We start from the raw sequence: 16,026 nt of genomic DNA, 5'->3' as shown, positions 1-16,026 counted from the left end.
GTCGTGCGGTCAGTCGTCGCCGGCGAGCGAGACGTAGACCTCGCCGTCCTCGACCCTGACCTTGTAGGTGGCGACCGGCTGCGTGGCCGGCGGGTTGGTGGGCTTGCCGCTGCGCAGGTCGAAGCAGGATCCGTGCAGCCAGCACTCGATAGTGCCGTTGTAGACCTCGCCCTCGGAGAGCGAGACCTCGGCGTGCGAGCAGATGTCGTTCAGAGCGAACACGTCGGCACCGCTCCGCGCGACGACGACGGGCGTGCCGTCGACCTCGACGCCGAGCGCGCCGTCGGCGGGGACCTCGTCCAGCGCGCACACCTTCACGTAGGTCACCTGGCCGCTCCCCGGTCCAGTTCCGCCTCGATCGCCTCGCGCACCTTCTCGCGCACCTCGGCGACCTCGATGCGCTCCACGAGCTGGCCGAGGAACCCCCGGACCACCATGCGGCGCGCATCGTCGAAGGAGATGCCCCGCGCCTGGAGGTAGAACAGGTGCTCGTCGTCCAGCCGGCCGGAAGCCGAGGCGTGTCCCGCGCCGGCGACCTCGCCGGTGAGGATCTCCAGGTTCGGCACGGAGTCGACCCGCGTCCCGTCGGTGAGGACGAGGTTGCGGTTCAGTTCGTAGGTGTCGGTGCCCTCCGCCTCCGCGCGGATGATCACGTCGCCGATCCAGACGGCGTGCGCGTCCCGGTCCTGCAGGGCGCCGCGGTAGTCGACGCGGCTGCGGCAGTGCGGGACGGCGTGGTCGACCAGGAGGCGGTGCTCCAGGTGCTGGCCGCCGTCGACGAAGTACACCCCGTACAGCTCCGCGTCGCCGCCGGGCCCCTCGTAGGCGACGGACGGGGAGATCCGCACCACGTCGCCGCCGAGCGAGACGTTGTGCGAGAGGAACCGGGCGTCGCGGCCGAGCCGGGCGTGCTGGTGGGAGACGTGGACCCCGTCGTCGGCCCAGTCCTGGAGGCTGATCACCGACAGTCGGGCGCCGTCGCCGACGACGAACTCGATGTTGTCGGCGTAGGTCGCCGACCCCCGGTGCGCCAGCACGACGGTGGCCTCGGCGAACGGCTCCAGGACGATCGTGATGTGCCCGTAGGCGGCGGCCGAGGCGTCCTCGCCGCGCAGCCGCAGCACGGTCGGCACGGAGGCCGCGGTCTCCTTCGGGACGGTCACGACCGTGGCCTGGGCGAAGGAGGTCCACGCCTGGGCGCTGACCCGGTCGGTGGGGACGTAGGCCCTGCCGAGGCGCTCGTCGTCGCGGCCGACCGTCTCGACGGTCACCTCCGGCGCCGCCTCGACCTCCACCAGGACCTTGCCGCCCTCCTCGGCCGTGCCGTTGTGCAGGCCGCGCAGGCGGCGCAGCGGGGTGAACCGCCACTCCTCCTCGCGCCCCGTGGGCACGTCGAAGTCGGCGACGTCGTAGGACGCCTTCTCGTGCAGCGTCGAGAGAGGCTTCTGCTCGAGCCCCATCAGCCGACGGCTCCTTCCATCTGCAGCTCGATGAGCCGGTTCAGCTCCAGGGCGTACTCCATCGGCAGCTCGCGCGCGATCGGCTCGACGAAGCCGCGCACGATCATCGCCATCGCCTCGTCCTCGGTGAGGCCGCGGCTCATCAGGTAGAACAGCTGCTGCTCGGAGACCTTGGAGACGGTCGCCTCGTGGCCCATCTCCACGTCGTCCTCGCGGACGTCGACGTAGGGGTAGGTGTCGGACCGGCTGATCTGGTCGACCAGCAGCGCGTCGCACTTGACCGTGGACTTGCTGTGCTCGGCGCCCTCCTGGATCTGCACCAGCCCGCGGTAGGACGTGCGGCCTCCGCCGCGCGCCACCGACTTGGAGATGATGCTGCTGGAGGTGTTCGGCGCGGCGTGCACCATCTTCGCGCCGGCGTCCTGGTGCTGGTCCTCGCCCGCGAAGGCGATCGACAGGGTCTCGCCCTTGGCGTGCTCGCCGAGCAGGTAGATCGCCGGGTACTTCATGGTGACCTTGGAGCCGATGTTGCCGTCGACCCACTCCATGGTGGCGCCCTCGTAGGCGACGGCGCGCTTGGTCACCAGGTTGTAGACGTTGTTGGACCAGTTCTGGATCGTCGTGTAGCGGACGCGGGCGTCCTTCTTCACGACGATCTCCACGACGGCCGAGTGCAGCGAGTCGGACTTGTAGATCGGAGCGGTGCAGCCCTCCACGTAGTGCACGTAGGAGCCCTCGTCCGCGATGATCAGCGTCCGCTCGAACTGGCCCATGTTCTCGGTGTTGATCCGGAAGTAGGCCTGGAGCGGGATCTCCACGTGCACGCCCGGCGGGACGTAGATGAACGAGCCGCCCGACCACACGGCGGTGTTGAGCGCGGCGAACTTGTTGTCGCCGACCGGGATCACCGAGCCGAAGTACTCCTGGAAGATCTCCGGGTGCTCGCGCAGGCCGGTGTCGGTGTCGACGAAGATGACGCCCTTCTCCTCAAGGTCCTCGCGGATCTTGTGGTAGACGACCTCCGACTCGTACTGGGCGGCGACGCCGGCGATGAGGCGCTGCTTCTCCGCCTCGGGGATGCCGAGCTTGTCGTAGGTGTTCTTGATGTCCTCGGGAAGCTCCTCCCAGGACGTGGCCTGCTGCTCGGTCGAGCGCACGAAGTACTTGATGTTCTCGAAGTCGATGCCCGTCAGGTCCGAGCCCCAGGTGGGCATCGGCTTCTTGCGGAACAGCCGCAGCCCCTTGAGGCGCAGGTCGAGCATCCACTCAGGCTCGTTCTTCTTGGCCGAGATGTCGCGGACGACGTCCTCGTTCAGACCGCGCCGCGCCGAGGCGCCGGCGGCGTCCGAGTCGGCCCAGCCGAACTTGTACCTGTCGAGCCCTTCGAGCTCCGGGTGGGCTGCCGTAGTCATAGGGAGGTCCCTCCGGACTCCTCGTCACTGGTCAGATGCGTGCCGGCGGACGCCTCCGCGTCCGCCGTGTCCCCGCCAGGGGCGGCGTGCGCGGCGCGGGCGCCGCCCTCGCCGGTGTCGCCGGTCCCGCAGAGCGAGCGGGAACTGACGTGGGTGGTGCAGATGCCGTCGCCGTGCGCGATCGTGGCGAGCCGCTGCACGGGAGTGCCCAGCAGCCGGCTGAACGCCTCGGTCTCGGCCTCGCACAGCTGCGGGAACTCCGCGGCGACGTGCGCGACCGGGCAGTGGTGCTGGCACAACTGCTCGCCGCCGCCCGGCTGGGGCGCCTTGGCGGCGGCGGCCGCGTAGCCGTCCCCCGACAGGGCCTCGGCGAGCGTGCGGACCCGCTGGTGGGGCGGCGCGTCCTGCACGACGGGCCGGTACCGGCGCTCCAGGTCGGCGATCTGCCGCCGGGCGAACTCGGCGACCGCGTGGTCGCCGGCCGTCTCGGCGAGGAACCGCAGGGCGCTGGTGGCCAGGTCGTCGTAGGCGTGCACGAAGGCGCTGCGCCCGGCGTCGGTGATGGCGAACCACTTGGCGGGACGGCCCCGGCCGCGCCGGGACTGCGGCACCCGCGCCTGGCGGATCTCGATCATGCCCTCGGCCAGCAGCGCGTCCAGGTGCCGCCGGATCGCGGCCGGCGTGAGGCCGACGCGCTCCCCCAGCGTGGACGCGGTGACCGGGCCGTGTTCGAGGATCAGCCTGGCCACCCGGGCGCGGGTGTCGCGCTCGGGCTGGCCGGACGGCACGCCGACGGGGCGCACGGCGGCGCCCCCGGTGCTCGTCTGATCCTCGCCCACGTTTTTCACAACATCAGTGTGCCGTAATTACTTCCCGCGAAACACCGGAACGCCGATGTCGTAGCTCACGCAGGTAAGCCTTACCTAAGTCTGGTCGTCCTCGCCGGAGGACGCCTCGCCCTCGCCAGCGCCGATCCCGCGCGGCAGCACCAGCACCGGGCACGGCGCGGCCCGCACGATCTTGCCGGAGCCCTCCCCGAGGAACACCTTGCGCAGCGGTCCGTGGCGGCCCGGCAGGCAGGCGACGATCTCCCCCGGCAGCATATCGACGGCGCCGAGCGTGGCGGCGACCCCGGTCCCGACCTCCGCGAGCCGCTCCACCGGCATCCCGTCCCCCAGGCGCGCCCCGAGCAGGCCCGCGGCCTCCCGCAGGTCCTCGTCGGCCTGGGCGACCTGGCGGTCCAGCGCGCCGCCGACGCCGCCGAACCTGGCCGCGACGGCGGCCGGGCGCAGCACCAGCGTCAGCAGCCGCATCGGCAGCCCCAGCTTCCGCGCGAGCGCCGCGGCGGCCAGCAGCGGGCCCTCGACGTCGCGGCGCGGCCAGAACGCCACGGTCATCCGCTCCAGCCGCCGCGCCGCGCGGTCGGGCCCCAGCGCCCGGTGGTGGCGCAGCGACTCGTCGGCGTACCCGCGCGGCGCCAGCAGGACCGGGACGGGCGAGTCGTGCAGGAGCTGGTCGGCGGTGCTGCCGATGGCGATCCGGCCGCGGCGGCCGCCCGGCGCCGAGCCGATGACGACGAGGTCGGCGCCCACCTCCCGGGCGACCTCGATGAGGCCTCGCCCGCTGCCCCGGTGCGCGCGCACCCGCAGGTCGAGGTCCGGCCGCGGCACCTGGAGCTCGGCGAGCCGCGCGGCGGCCCGGCCCAGCGCCTCCTCCGACTGGTGCCTGAGGTAGGCGACCCATTCGGCGTCCACCGAGGCGGGGCCGTGCGCGGGCCAGGCGGGCGGATGGACGTTGGCGACCGTCAGCGGCGCGAGCCGCCTCGACCGGTCCGCCGACCGGATCAGCGCGGCCAGGACGAGGGCGTCGTCGCCGCGCTCGTCGGGCGAGTACCCGACCACCACGCGCAGCCCGTCCGGGTCGCCTCCGCCGGAATCGACGCCGTCCGGTTCCATGCCTTTCGGTTCACTCATGCGGGCTCCCTCCGATGGGCCCTCCGTTCCCGGCGGCCAGGCGCGAGTGGCGCCGGCCGTACAGGAAGTAGCCGGCCAGGCCGACGGCGGTCCAGATCGCGAAGACGGTCCAGGTGACGCCGCCGAGGCCGACCATCAGATACACGCACAGGGCGACGCCGGCCAGCGGCGTCACCGGGTACAGCGGCGCGCGGAAGCTGCGCGGCAGCTCCGGCCGGGTCCGGCGCAGGACGATCACGCCGACGCTGACCAGGGCGAACGCGAACAGCGTCCCGATGCTGGTGGCGTCGACGAGCCGGCCGAGGGGGATCACCGCGGCGAGGACCGCGATGAACCCCGCCACGATGACGGTGTTGGCGACCGGGACGCGCCGCCGCGGGCTCACCTTCTGGAAGACGTGCGGGACGAGCCCGTCGCGCGACATCGCGAACAGGATGCGGGTCTGCCCGTACATGACGGTGAGCACGACGCTCGCGATGGCGATCACGGCGCCGAGGGACAGGACCACCGACGGCCACGTCCGCCCGCTCACCGAGTTCAGGACCTGCGCCAGGGAGGCCTCCGAGCCGCTGAGCGAGAACCGCGTCCAGTGCATGGCGCCGACCGCCGCGAGCCCGACCAGCACGTAGAGCGCCGTCACGACGGCCAGCGAGAGGATGATCGCCAGGGGCAGGTCGCGGCGCGGGTTCCTGGCCTCCTCCCCGGCGGTGGAGGCGGCGTCGAAGCCGATGTAGGAGAAGAACACCTTGGAGCCCGCCGCGCTGATGCCCGCCCATCCCATCGGCGCGAACGGGGACATGTTGCCCGACCGGAACGCCGTGAAGGCGATCGCGCAGAAGAACAGCAGCACGCCGATCTTGAGGAAGACCATGACCGTGTTCGCGGCGGCGCTCTCGGAGGTGCCGCGCAGCAGCAGCGCCGTGGCGAACAGCACCACGATCACCGCGGGGACGTTGACGAGGCCGCCCTCCCCCGGCGGGTTGCTGATCTGCGCCGGGATCGTGAAGCCCGCGGCGCCGTCGAGGAAGGCGTTGAGGTAGGAGCCCCAGCCGACCGCCACGGCCGACACCGAAACGGCGTACTCCAGCAGCAGGCACCAGCCGCAGACCCAGGCGACGAGCTCGCCCAGCGTCGCGTACGCGTAGGAGTAGGACGAGCCGGAGACGGGGATCGTCCCGGCCAGCTCGGCGTACGACAGCGCCGAGAACAGGGCGGTGACGGCGGCGAGGACGAACGACAGCACGACCGCGGGCCCGGCCAGCGGGACCGCCTCGCCGAGGACGACGAAGATGCCGGTGCCGAGGGTCGCGCCGACGCTGAACAGGGTGAGCTGCAGCAGGCTCATCGTGCGCCTCAGCTCGCCGCCCTCGCCGTGCCCGCCCTCGGCGACGATCAGGTCGACGGGCTTGGTCCGCAGCAGGCTCCGCGCGAAGGTCTGCGGCGCGGTCCCGGCGCTCACAGCGTGCTCGCCAGCGGCCACGTGGCGTTGGGGGTGACGATCGTCCCCGCGGTCCCCTCCAGGATGCGCTCGCACTGGTCGAGCGTCCCGATCGCGGCCATGTCGCCCGTCCGCTCGACGAAGCTCACCGCCGCCTCGACCTTCGGGCCCATCGACCCGGCGGGGAAGTCCTCGCCGCGCAGCTCGTACGGCGTCGTGTGGGCGATCTCCTGCGCGTCCGGCGTGCCGAAGCCGCGCATCACGCGGGGCACGTCGGTGAGGATGAGCAGCGCGTCGGCGTCCATGCTCTCGGCGAGGACGGCCGCGGTGAGGTCCTTGTCGACCACCGCCTCGACGCCCTCCAGGCGCCCCACGTCGTTGCGGAAGACCGGGATGCCGCCGCCGCCCGCGCACACCACCACCGTGCCGAGCCGGACCAGCTCCCTGATCAGCCGCGTCTCGATCACCCGCTGCGGCCGCGGGGAGGGCACCACGCGGCGCCAGCGGTCCCCGTCGGGCCGGACGGTCCAGCCGTACTCGGCGGCGAGCTTCTCGGCCTCCTCCCGCTCGTAGACCTGGCCGACGAACTTGGTGGGGTTCTCGAACGCCGGGTCCACCGCCGACACCAGCGTCTGGTTGATCATCGCCATCACCTGGCGGCCGGGCAGCGCGTTCTGCAGCGACTGGAGCATCCAGTAGCCGATCATGCCCTGGGTCTCGGCGCCGATCGTGTCCAGCGGGTAGGGCCGGGTCAGGTTCGGGTCGTTGACGCTCTCCAGCGCCAGCACCCCCACCTGCGGCCCGTTCCCGTGCGTGATGATCAGCTCGTGCCGCTCGGCCAGCGGCGCCAGCGACCGCACGGCCCGGTCGACGTTGCCGCGCTGGAGCTCGGCGTCGGGCGTCTCCCCCCGCTTGACCAGCGCGTTCCCTCCGAGCGCGACGACCACGCGCATGCGTCCTCCCCCTCCCCGGCGGTCCCGGCTCAGCCGAGCGTCGCCACCATGACCGCCTTGATCGTGTGCATCCGGTTCTCGGCCTCGTCGAAGACGACGGACGCCTCGGACTCGAACACCTCGTCGGTGACCTCGAGGGCGTCCAGGCCGGTCCTGCGGTAGATCTCCTCGCCCACGGCGGTCCCCCGGTCGTGGAAGGCCGGCAGGCAGTGCATGAACCTGGCGGCGGGGTTGCCGGTGGCGCGCATGACCTCGGCGTTGACCTGGTAGGGCGTGAGCAGCGCGATCCGCTCGTCCCACACCTCCGCCGGCTCGCCCATCGACACCCACACGTCGGTGATGACGAAGTCGGCGCCGCGCACGCCGTCCGCGACGTCCTCGGTGAGGGTGATGCGCGCGCCCGTCCCGGCCGCGACCGCGCGGGACGGCCCGAGGACCGCCTCCTCGTCGGGCCAGAGGGCGCGGGGGGCGACGATGCGGACGTCCATGCCGAGCAGCGCCCCGGCCGCCACGTAGGAGTGCCCCATGTTGTTGCGCGCGTCGCCCAGGTACGCGTAGGCGACCTGGTGCAGCGGCCTGCCGCTGTGCTCGCGCATGGTGAGCATGTCGGCGAGCATCTGCGTCGGGTGCCACTCGTCGGTCAGGCCGTTCCACACCGGGACGCCCGCGTGCTCGGCCAGTTCCTCGACGCGCCGCTGGGCGGAGCCCCGGAACTCGATGCCGTCGTACATCCGCCCGAGGACGCGCGCCGTGTCCTTGATCGATTCTTTGTGGCCGATCTGCGTCCCGCCGGGGTCGAGGTAGGTGACGTGGGCGCCCTGGTCGTGCGCGGCGACCTCGAACGCGCAGCGGGTGCGGGTGGAGGGCTTCTCGAAGACGAGCGCGATGTTCCTGCCCGCCAGCGCCCGCGTCTCCGTCCCGCCGCGCTTGGCGGCCTTCAGGTCGGCCGCCAGGTCGATGAGGTACGCGAACTCCTCCGGCGTGAAGTCGAGCTCCCTGAGCAGGCTGCGCCCGCGCAGATCGGGCGCCATCAGGCGTCCCGGACGAGCGGGCAGCTCATGCAGCGCGGCCCCCCGCGGCCCCGGCCGAGCTCGCTTCCCCGGATCGTGACGACCTCGACGCCGTTGCGGGCGAGGTGGTTGTTGCTCGTGGCGTTGCGCTCGTAGGCGATCACCACGCCGGGCGCCACGGCCAGGACGTTCGCGCCGTCGTCCCACTGCTCGCGCTCGGCGGCGAACACGTCCTGGGTCGGGGAGAGCACCTTGATGTCGTCCAGCCCGAGCGCGGCGGCGACGGCCCGGTGCATGTCCTCCGCCGGATGATCCGTGATCTTGAGTTCCTTCTCGTTGTCGCCGGGCTCCACGGTGTGGGACGGCAGCATGCCCATCCCCCCGTACTTGGTGAACACGCCGTGGTCGACCATCGTCATGACCGTGTCCAGGTGCATGAACGCCCGCTTGCGCGGCATCCGCAGGGCGACGATCCGGTCGCAGGACCCCGCGGCGAACAGCGACTGGGCCAGCATCTCCACGGCCTGCGGCTGCGTGCGCTCGCTCATCCCGACCAGCACACCGCCGTTGCCGAGGACGAGCACGTCGCCGCCCTCCAGCGTCGCCGGCGCCATCGCGGTGCCGCGGTTCCACACGTGGTAGCCGCCCTCGGCGGGCCGGTCGTACCCGGCCGCGAACAGCGGGTGCCAGCGGTAGATCGCCTCCATGTTCACCGTCTCGCGCATCCGGGCCTTCATGCGCATCGTGTTGATCGAGACGCCGTCGTAGATCCAGCAGGACGTGTCGCGGGTGAACAGGTGGTTGGGCAGCGGCGGCAGGACGAACCCGTCCATGCCGATCGAGTGGAACGCGATCGACGCCGGCTCGGGCATCCGCTCCAGCATCTCCCGCTTGGTGATGCCCCCGATCAGGAACGCGGCCAGCTCCGCGACGTCCATGGCGTCGAAGCAGTTGCGGATGGCGTCGGTGGCCAGCGGGCCGAACCAGTGCGGGTCGACCACCCGGTCGAGGATGTGCCGGCGCGCCTCGGGGATCGTGACGGTCTCGCCCAGCAGGTCGATCAGCAGGTGCGTGCGCACGCCCTGGGCGCGCAGGACGTCCTCGAACTCCTCGTGCTCCTCCACCGCCCGCCTGACCCACAGCACGTCGTCGAACAGCAGCCCGGCGGCGTTGGAGGGGGTGAGCCGCTTGAGCGACAGCTCGGGCCGGTGCAGCAGCACCTCGCGGAGCCGCCCGACCTCCGAATCGACGCGGAACGCCATCCCCACCTCCCCGGAGCACGGCCACGGCGCCGCGACTCCCCCAGATCGCGGATTCCCCGGGGCGCGGCGGCGAAACTAGATCGACTTCCACCGGCCGGCTTTACCGCGAGTTCACGCTGGGAGGGCCGGGACCGGGCGCGGAGCTGTCGCGCCCCGGACCTAAACTCATCACCATGACACCCCCCGGAGACGGCGCGGTCGAACTGCGCTCCCTCGCCAAGCGCTACGGCGCGGTGACGGCCGTGGACGGCCTGTCGCTCAGCGCCGCCCGGGGCGCGGTCACCGCGCTGCTCGGCCCGAACGGCGCCGGCAAGACCACCACCATCGAGATCTGCGAGGGGTTCCGGCGGGCCGACGCGGGCACCGTCCGCGTTCTCGGGCTGGACCCCGCCGCCGACGGGCGCGCCCTGCGCCCGCGGGTCGGGGTGATGCCGCAGTCCGGCGGCGTGCCGGGCACCGCCCGGGCCGGCGAGTTCCTGCGGCTCGTCGCCTCGTTCCACACCGCGCCGCTCGACGCCTCCGCCCTGCTGGAGCGGCTCGGCCTCACCGCGCACGCCCGCACCCCGTTCCGGCGCATGTCGGGCGGGCAGCAGCAGCGGCTCTCCCTCGCCGTCGCCGTGGTCGGGCGGCCCGAGCTGGTCTTCCTCGACGAGCCCACCACCGGGCTCGACCCGCAGGCCAGGCACGCCACCTGGGAGCTCATCGGCGAGCTGCGCGCGGCCGGGGTGTCGGTCGTGCTCACCACGCACAACATGGAGGAGGCCGAGCGCCTCTCCGACCACGTCGTGATCGTCGACGGCGGCAGGGTCGTCGCGCAGGGCGCCCCCGAGGAGCTGACCGGCGCCGAGCGCCAGCTGCGCTTCCGCGCCCGTCCCGGCCTCGGCCTGGAGGAGCTGCTCGCGGCCCTGCCCGCCGGGAGCGCCGCCAAGGAGTCACCGGCCGGGCACTACCTGATCGAGGCCGACGTCCGGCCCGAGCTGCTGGCCACGGTCACCGCCTGGTGCGCCTCGCACGGCGTCATGACCGAGGACCTGCGGATCGAGCGGCGCACGCTGGAGGACGTCTTCCTGGAACTCACCGGACGGGAGCTGCGCTCGTGACCGCCCCACTGGACCTCGCCCCCGCGCCGGGCGCCGCGCCGCTGCCGCGGATGATCCTCTCCCAGGCGGGCTACGAGTTCCGCGCCGTGCTGCGCAACGGCGAGCAGCTGCTGCTCACGCTGATCATCCCGGTGGTGCTGCTCGCGCTGTTCAGCGCCACCGACCTCGTCGATCTCGGCGCGGGCCGCCGCGTCGACTTCCTCGCCCCGGGCGTCCTCGCCCTCGCGGTGATGTCCACCGCGTTCACCGGCCAGGCCATCGGCACCGGCTTCGAGCGGCGCTACGGCGTCCTCAAGCGGCTCGGCGCGACCCCGCTGCCGCGCGGCGGGCTCATCGCCGCCAAGACGCTCAGCGTGGTCGCGGTCGAGGCCGTGCAGGCGGCGGTCGTCTGCGCGGTGGCGCTGGCGCTCGGCTGGCACCCGCACGGCGACCCCGCCTCGGTGGTCGTCCTGCTGGCGCTCGGCACCGCCGCGTTCAGCGGGTTCGGGCTGCTCATGGCCGGGACGCTGCGCGCCGAGGCCACCCTCGCCGCCGCCAACCTCGTCTACATCCTGCTGCTGGCCCTCGGCGGCGTCGTCTTCCCGCTCGACCGCTTCCCCGGTGGGGTGCGGTCCGCCCTGGAGCTGCTGCCGATCTCGGCGCTCTCCGAGGGGCTGCGCCAGGTCCTCCAGCACGGCGCCGCCTTCCCCGGCAAGCCGCTGGCGGTCCTCGCCGTGTGGGCCGCCGCCGGCCTCGTCCTGGCCGCCCGCTTCTTCAGGTGGGAGTAGCCATGGCCCTCTCCGAAGCTCCCGGTTCGTTCGGCGGCGCGTCCCGGCCCGCCCGGCCCACCTGGGCACGGGCGCTGCCGGCGCGGAGGCTGTCGCTCGGGTCGGTGCCGCCGCCCGCGCTGATCCTGATGGGCATCATCTCCCTCCAGGTCGGCGCGGGCCTGGCCAAGCACATGTTCGACCGGCTGCCGCCGAGCGCCATCGTGACGATGCGGCTGCTGACCTCGGCGGTCGTGCTGGGGTTCCTGACCCGCAAGGCGCTGCGGACCGTCCTGCGCGACCACTCGCGCTCCAGCCTCGCGATCGCCGCGGGCTTCGGGCTGGCGCTGGCGCTGATGAACTACTCGATCTACCAGTCGTTCTCGCGGATCCCGCTGGGCGTCGCCGTCACGATCGAGTTCCTCGGGCCGCTCCTGGTCTCGATCATCGCCTCCCGGCGCCCCCGCGACGCGCTGTGGGTGGTGCTGGCGGGGGCCGGCGTCGTCCTGCTCGCCCGGGGCGGCAGCGGCGCCCTCGACCCGGTCGGCATCGCGTTCGCGCTGCTGGCGGGGGCGTGCTGGGCGGGCTACATCGTGCTCACCGCCGCGACCGGCCAGCGGTTCCCCGGCTCCACCGGCCTCGCGCTCGCCAGCGTCGTCGGGACCGTGGCGATCCTTCCGCTCGGCGTGGCGTCCGCGGGCACCGCCCTGCTGGACCCGCGCCTGCTGCTGATCGGCCTCGGCGTGGGGCTGCTGTCGTCGGTGATCCCGTACTCGCTCGAGCTGGAGGCGCTGCGGCGGATGCCCGCCCGCGTCTTCGGGATCCTCATGAGCCTGGAGCCCGCCGTGGCGGCGCTCGTCGGGGTGGCGCTGCTCGGCGAGATCCTCACGGCGCGCCAGTGGGTGGCGATCTGCTGCGTGATCGTCGCGTGCGCGGGCGCGACCCGGAGCCAGAAGGAGCCGCCCGAGGCGCCGGAGGCCTGAGCGGTGGCGGCCCCGTGTGGCAGCGTGGAAGGATCGGGACGTCGCGATCATCGAGCAGGAGAGGAGCCGCCGTGATCGGCCGGAGCGAGGACCAGGGGATTCCGCCCGAGTTCTTCGAGGCGGGGTCGGCGTCGTTCGTCGACTTCCTGCGCCTGCACTCCCCTGAGCTGCTGCCCGTCAACCGGGTGCCCGAGGGGGACGCGCCCGAGCTGCCGCACGGGACGACGGTCCTGGCGCTGACGTTCCCGGGCGGCGTGATGATGGCCGGCGACCGGCGCGCCACCCAGGGGCACCGCATCGCCTACCGCGAGCTCGACAAGGTGCAGCGCGCCGACGAGTACTCCGCCGTCGCCTTCGCGGGAACCGTCGGGCTGGCGCTGGAGATGGTCCGGCTGTTCCAGGTGGAGCTGGAGCACTACGAGAAGATGGAGACCGTCCCGCTGTCGCTGCCGGGCAAGGCCCGCCGCCTCGGCGCCGTGATCCAGGCCAACCTCGCGCAGGCCCTGCAGGGGCTCGCGGTCGTCCCGCTGTTCGCGGGCCTCGACCCCGACTCCGGCGAGGCGCGGATCTACACCTACGACATCACGGGCGCCCCTCAGGAGGCCCGCGGCTTCCACGCGGACGGCTCCGGCTCCCCCTACGCCGCCGGCGCGCTGAAGAAGCTCTACCGCGACGACCTGTCCCTGGAGGACGCCGCCACCGTGTGCGTCCAGGCGCTCTACGACGCGGCCGACGACGACAGCGCCACCGGCGGCCCCGACCCGACCCGGCGCATCTACCCGACGATCGCGGTCGTCACGGCCGACGGCTACCGGCGGCTGCCCGACGAGCAGGTGGCGGCGATCGCCGACGAGGTCGTGCGCGGCCGGACCGAGCGGCCCGGCGGGCCCGTCGCGCCCCTGCGCTGAGCGCCCGAAACCGTCGTACCCGGCTTCTAGACTCGGCCCATGGCACGGGCGAACGACGAGGCTGCGGCCCTCATCCAGGAACTGGCCGATCTGCTGGCCATCACGGGCGGCGACGCCTTCAAGATCAGGGCGTACGAGAAGGCGGCGCGGGCGGTCGCGGGCCACCCGGGCGACATCGCCGGCCTCGACCTGGCCGGGCTGCGGCGGATCCCGGGGGTGGGCGACGCGATCGCCAAGAAGCTCCTCGACTACAACACCACCGGCACGATCCGGCAGGTCGAGGAGCTGCGCACGCAGATCCCGGCCGGGGTCCGCGCCCTGACCGCCATCCCCACGCTCGGCCCGAAGAAGGCCCTCGCCGTCTACGAGGCGCTCGGCGTCTCCTCGGTCGACGAGCTGGCCGCCGCCGTCGAGGAGGGACGGCTCCGCGGGCTCAAGGGCTTCGGCGCCAAGACCGAGGAGAACATCCTCCACGGCATCGAGCTGATGCGCGGCTCCGGCGAGCGCGTCCTGGTCGACGCGGCGGCGGGCGTCGCCGACGAGATCGTCGCCGCCCTGTCCGCGCTGCCCCAGGTGGAGCGCTGCGCCCACGCCGGCTCGCTGCGCCGGATGCGCGAGACGATCGGCGACGTCGACGTGCTGGCCGCCTCCCGCGACCCGCGTCCGGTCATGGAGGCGTTCACCGCGCTCCCGTTCGTCGCGGAGGTCATCGCGGGCGGCGACAAGAAGACCTCGATCCGCACCGCCCGGGGCCTGCAGGTCGATCTGCGCGTCGTCCCGCCCGAGTCGTGGGGCGCCGCGCTCCAGTACTTCACCGGCTCCCAGGCCCACAACATCCGCACCCGCGAGATCGCCGTGAAGGCCGGGCTCAGGCTCTCGGAGTACGGGCTGTTCGACGCCCGCACCGACGAGCTGATCGTGTCCGCCACCGAGGAGGAGGTCTACGAGCGCCTCGGCCTGCCCTGGGTGCACCCCGCCCTCCGCGAGGACGCCGGCGAGATCGAGGCGGCGCTGAGGGACGAGCTGCCCCGCCTGGTGACCGTCGAGGACCTGCGCGGCGACCTGCACAGCCACACCGACCTGACCGACGGCGTCGCCTCACTGGAGGACATGGCCGCCGCCGCGCGGGACCGCGGCCTGGAGTACTACGCGATCACCGACCACGCGCCGAACCTGGTCATGCAGCGCATGACCGACGAGAAGATGCTCGCCCAGCGCGAGCGGATCGCCGAGCTGCGGGATCGGTTCCCCGGCCTCACGCTCCTGCACGGCACCGAGCTCAACATCGACCCCGACGGCGGCGTCGACTGGGACGCCGACTTCCTGTCCGGCTTCGACGTCTGCGTCGCCTCCGTCCACTCCCACTTCACGCAGGACGAGGCGAGCATGACGCGGCGGCTCGTCCGCGCGTGCGAGAACCCCCACGTCCACGTGATCGGGCACCCCACCGCCCGCAGCATCGGCCGCCGGGCGCCGGTGAACGCCGACTGGGACGAGGTGTTCCGCGCCGCCGCCCGCACCGGCACCGCGATGGAGATCGACTCCTTCCCCGACCGCCTCGACCTGCCCGCCGACCTGGTCCGGCGCGCGAAGCGGTTCGGCGTGAAGTTCGCCGTCGACACCGACGCCCACTCGGTCGGCCACCACCGCAACATCCGCTACGGCGTCGGCACCGCCCAGCGTGGCTGGCTGACCCCCGACGACGTCATCAACACCTGGCCGCTGGAGCGTCTGCGCGCGTTCCTGCGCAAGACCTGAGCGCGGGTCAGGCGGGCTGGGGCGCCTCGGCGGGACGCGGGGCCGCCGGGGCCGGAGCCTCGGCGGCGGGGACGGGGCCCCGGTCGCGCAGCGCGAAGAACAGGCGGAACGCCGCGATCCACATCAGCACCGCGCCGAGCATGTGCAGCAGCACCAGACCGGCGGGGACGCCGAGGAAGTACTGGACGTAGCCGACGGCGCCCTGCAGCACGATCAGCCCGGCCAGCTCGTGGGCGCGGCGGCGGGCGGCGGCGGGCGCGCCCGTGCGGTGCAGGGCCACGATGGCGAGCGCCGTCAGCGCGATCGTGAGCCAGGCCAGCTCGCCGTGGATCCGGGCGACGTCGGTGATGTCGAAGCCGTAGCGGCGCGACTCGGCGTCGCCCGCGTGCGGGCCGGTGCCGGTGACGACCGTGCCCGCGACGAGCACGGCGGCGCACGAGACCAGCAGCGCGGCGGCGAGGCGGCGCGTCCAGGGACCGGCGAGCGGCCGGGGCGGCGCGTCGCCCTCCCCCGCGCGGACCCAGAGCGCGACGCAGAACACCAGCAGGGCCGGCGAGACCAGGAAGTGCAGCGAGACGGCCGCCGGGTGCAGCTTGGTCAGCACGACGATGCCGCCGATGACCGCCTGGGCGACCACGCTCATCGGCTGGGCCAGCGCCCACAGCACCAGGCTCCGGCGGCGCGGCCGCAGCCGCAGCGCGGCGACGAACACCAGCACGCCGACGCCCAGCACCACGAAGGTGATCAGCCGGTTGCCGAACTCGATCGACATGTTGAGCACGTGGTGCTCGGGGTTGTGGGTCGGCACGAGGCTGTCGCCGGAGCAGCGCGGCCAGTCGGGGCAGCCGAGCCCGGACTTGGTGACGCGGACGGCGCCGCCGCTGACGACGATCACCACGTTGCCGATGACGCCGATCAGCGCGAGCAGCCGCAGGGACCCGGGCGTCGGGCGCCACACGGCGTTCCAGGTCCGGATCAGGAGGTTGGACGACTCTCGCTCTGCCACGGCACCAATCGTATGGC

The 16,026-nt window shown here is 73.1% G+C and carries 15 protein-coding genes; 5 read left to right on the top strand and 10 right to left on the bottom strand.

Going from position 1 to position 16,026, the window contains the following annotated elements:
- Positions 1-9: 9 nt before the first annotated feature.
- The 9 genes from ABD944_RS26605 to ABD944_RS26565 all read right to left on the bottom strand — a co-directional run bounded on the left by ABD944_RS26605 (position 10) and on the right by ABD944_RS26565 (position 9,508).
- Positions 10-327, bottom strand: coding sequence for a non-heme iron oxygenase ferredoxin subunit (locus tag ABD944_RS26605; protein WP_345181060.1), 318 nt, complete (start codon positions 325-327; stop codon positions 10-12).
- Entirely contained in the window at positions 324-1,460 is a 1,137-nt protein-coding gene (gene sufD / locus ABD944_RS26600; RefSeq protein ID WP_345181058.1) for a Fe-S cluster assembly protein SufD, read from the bottom strand. The genes ABD944_RS26605 and sufD overlap by 4 nt, the downstream gene beginning before the upstream one ends.
- Positions 1,460-2,872: a Fe-S cluster assembly protein SufB gene (gene sufB, locus ABD944_RS26595; protein ID WP_345181055.1), complete on the bottom strand. Its 1,413-nt coding sequence runs from the start codon at positions 2,870-2,872 to the stop codon at positions 1,460-1,462. The genes sufD and sufB overlap by 1 nt, the downstream gene beginning before the upstream one ends.
- On the bottom strand, positions 2,869-3,711 hold the full coding sequence (locus tag ABD944_RS26590) for a helix-turn-helix transcriptional regulator (RefSeq protein ID WP_378187571.1): 843 nt from the start codon (positions 3,709-3,711) through the stop codon (positions 2,869-2,871). The genes sufB and ABD944_RS26590 overlap by 4 nt, the downstream gene beginning before the upstream one ends.
- An 84-nt stretch (positions 3,712-3,795) precedes the next feature.
- Positions 3,796-4,845 carry a universal stress protein gene (locus ABD944_RS26585; protein WP_345181053.1) on the bottom strand — a complete coding sequence of 350 codons (1,050 nt, stop codon included), beginning with the start codon at positions 4,843-4,845 and terminating at the stop codon, positions 3,796-3,798.
- On the bottom strand, positions 4,838-6,304 hold the full coding sequence (locus ABD944_RS26580) for an amino acid permease (protein WP_345181050.1): 1,467 nt from the start codon (positions 6,302-6,304) through the stop codon (positions 4,838-4,840). Before ABD944_RS26580 ends, ABD944_RS26585 begins: the two co-directional genes overlap by 8 nt.
- On the bottom strand, positions 6,301-7,236 hold the full coding sequence (gene arcC, locus ABD944_RS26575) for a carbamate kinase (protein WP_345181048.1): 936 nt from the start codon (positions 7,234-7,236) through the stop codon (positions 6,301-6,303). Before arcC ends, ABD944_RS26580 begins: the two co-directional genes overlap by 4 nt.
- Before the next feature lie 29 nt (positions 7,237-7,265).
- Positions 7,266-8,267 (bottom strand): ornithine carbamoyltransferase, encoded by a 1,002-nt coding sequence (gene argF / locus ABD944_RS26570; RefSeq protein WP_345181045.1) that lies wholly within the window; start codon positions 8,265-8,267, stop codon positions 7,266-7,268.
- Complete coding sequence (locus ABD944_RS26565) at positions 8,267-9,508, bottom strand: arginine deiminase (protein ID WP_345181042.1); 1,242 nt, start codon at positions 9,506-9,508, stop codon at positions 8,267-8,269. Before ABD944_RS26565 ends, argF begins: the two co-directional genes overlap by 1 nt.
- A gap of 173 nt (positions 9,509-9,681) precedes the next feature.
- Between ABD944_RS26565 and ABD944_RS26560 the strand changes: the two genes are divergently transcribed.
- From ABD944_RS26560 to polX, 5 genes are all read left to right on the top strand, one after another.
- On the top strand, positions 9,682-10,608 hold the full coding sequence (locus ABD944_RS26560; protein ID WP_345181040.1) for an ABC transporter ATP-binding protein: 927 nt from the start codon (positions 9,682-9,684) through the stop codon (positions 10,606-10,608).
- Positions 10,609-10,658: 50 nt separating this feature from the next.
- Positions 10,659-11,375, top strand: coding sequence for an ABC transporter permease (locus tag ABD944_RS26555; protein ID WP_345181222.1), 717 nt, complete (start codon positions 10,659-10,661; stop codon positions 11,373-11,375).
- Between the two features lie 2 nt (positions 11,376-11,377).
- Positions 11,378-12,337: an EamA family transporter gene (locus ABD944_RS26550; RefSeq protein WP_345181038.1), complete on the top strand. Its 960-nt coding sequence runs from the start codon at positions 11,378-11,380 to the stop codon at positions 12,335-12,337.
- A gap of 71 nt (positions 12,338-12,408) precedes the next feature.
- Positions 12,409-13,245 (top strand): proteasome subunit beta, encoded by an 837-nt coding sequence (prcB, locus tag ABD944_RS26545; protein ID WP_345181036.1) that lies wholly within the window; start codon positions 12,409-12,411, stop codon positions 13,243-13,245.
- A gap of 39 nt (positions 13,246-13,284) precedes the next feature.
- Positions 13,285-15,003, top strand: a complete 1,719-nt coding sequence (polX, locus tag ABD944_RS26540) for a DNA polymerase/3'-5' exonuclease PolX (protein WP_345181033.1) — start codon at positions 13,285-13,287, stop codon at positions 15,001-15,003.
- Between the two features lie 7 nt (positions 15,004-15,010).
- On the opposite strand, the gene ABD944_RS26535 is transcribed toward polX, so the two are convergent.
- Entirely contained in the window at positions 15,011-16,009 is a 999-nt protein-coding gene (locus tag ABD944_RS26535) for a COX15/CtaA family protein (RefSeq protein WP_345181031.1), read from the bottom strand.
- Between the last annotated feature and the right edge of the window lie 17 nt (positions 16,010-16,026).

Source organism: Actinomadura verrucosospora (genome assembly GCF_039540335.1).
Lineage (GTDB): Bacteria > Actinomycetota > Actinomycetes > Streptosporangiales > Streptosporangiaceae > Spirillospora > Spirillospora verrucosospora.
Note: the sequence above shows the minus strand (reverse complement) of the source record. Positions and strands in the feature narration are given on the sequence as shown.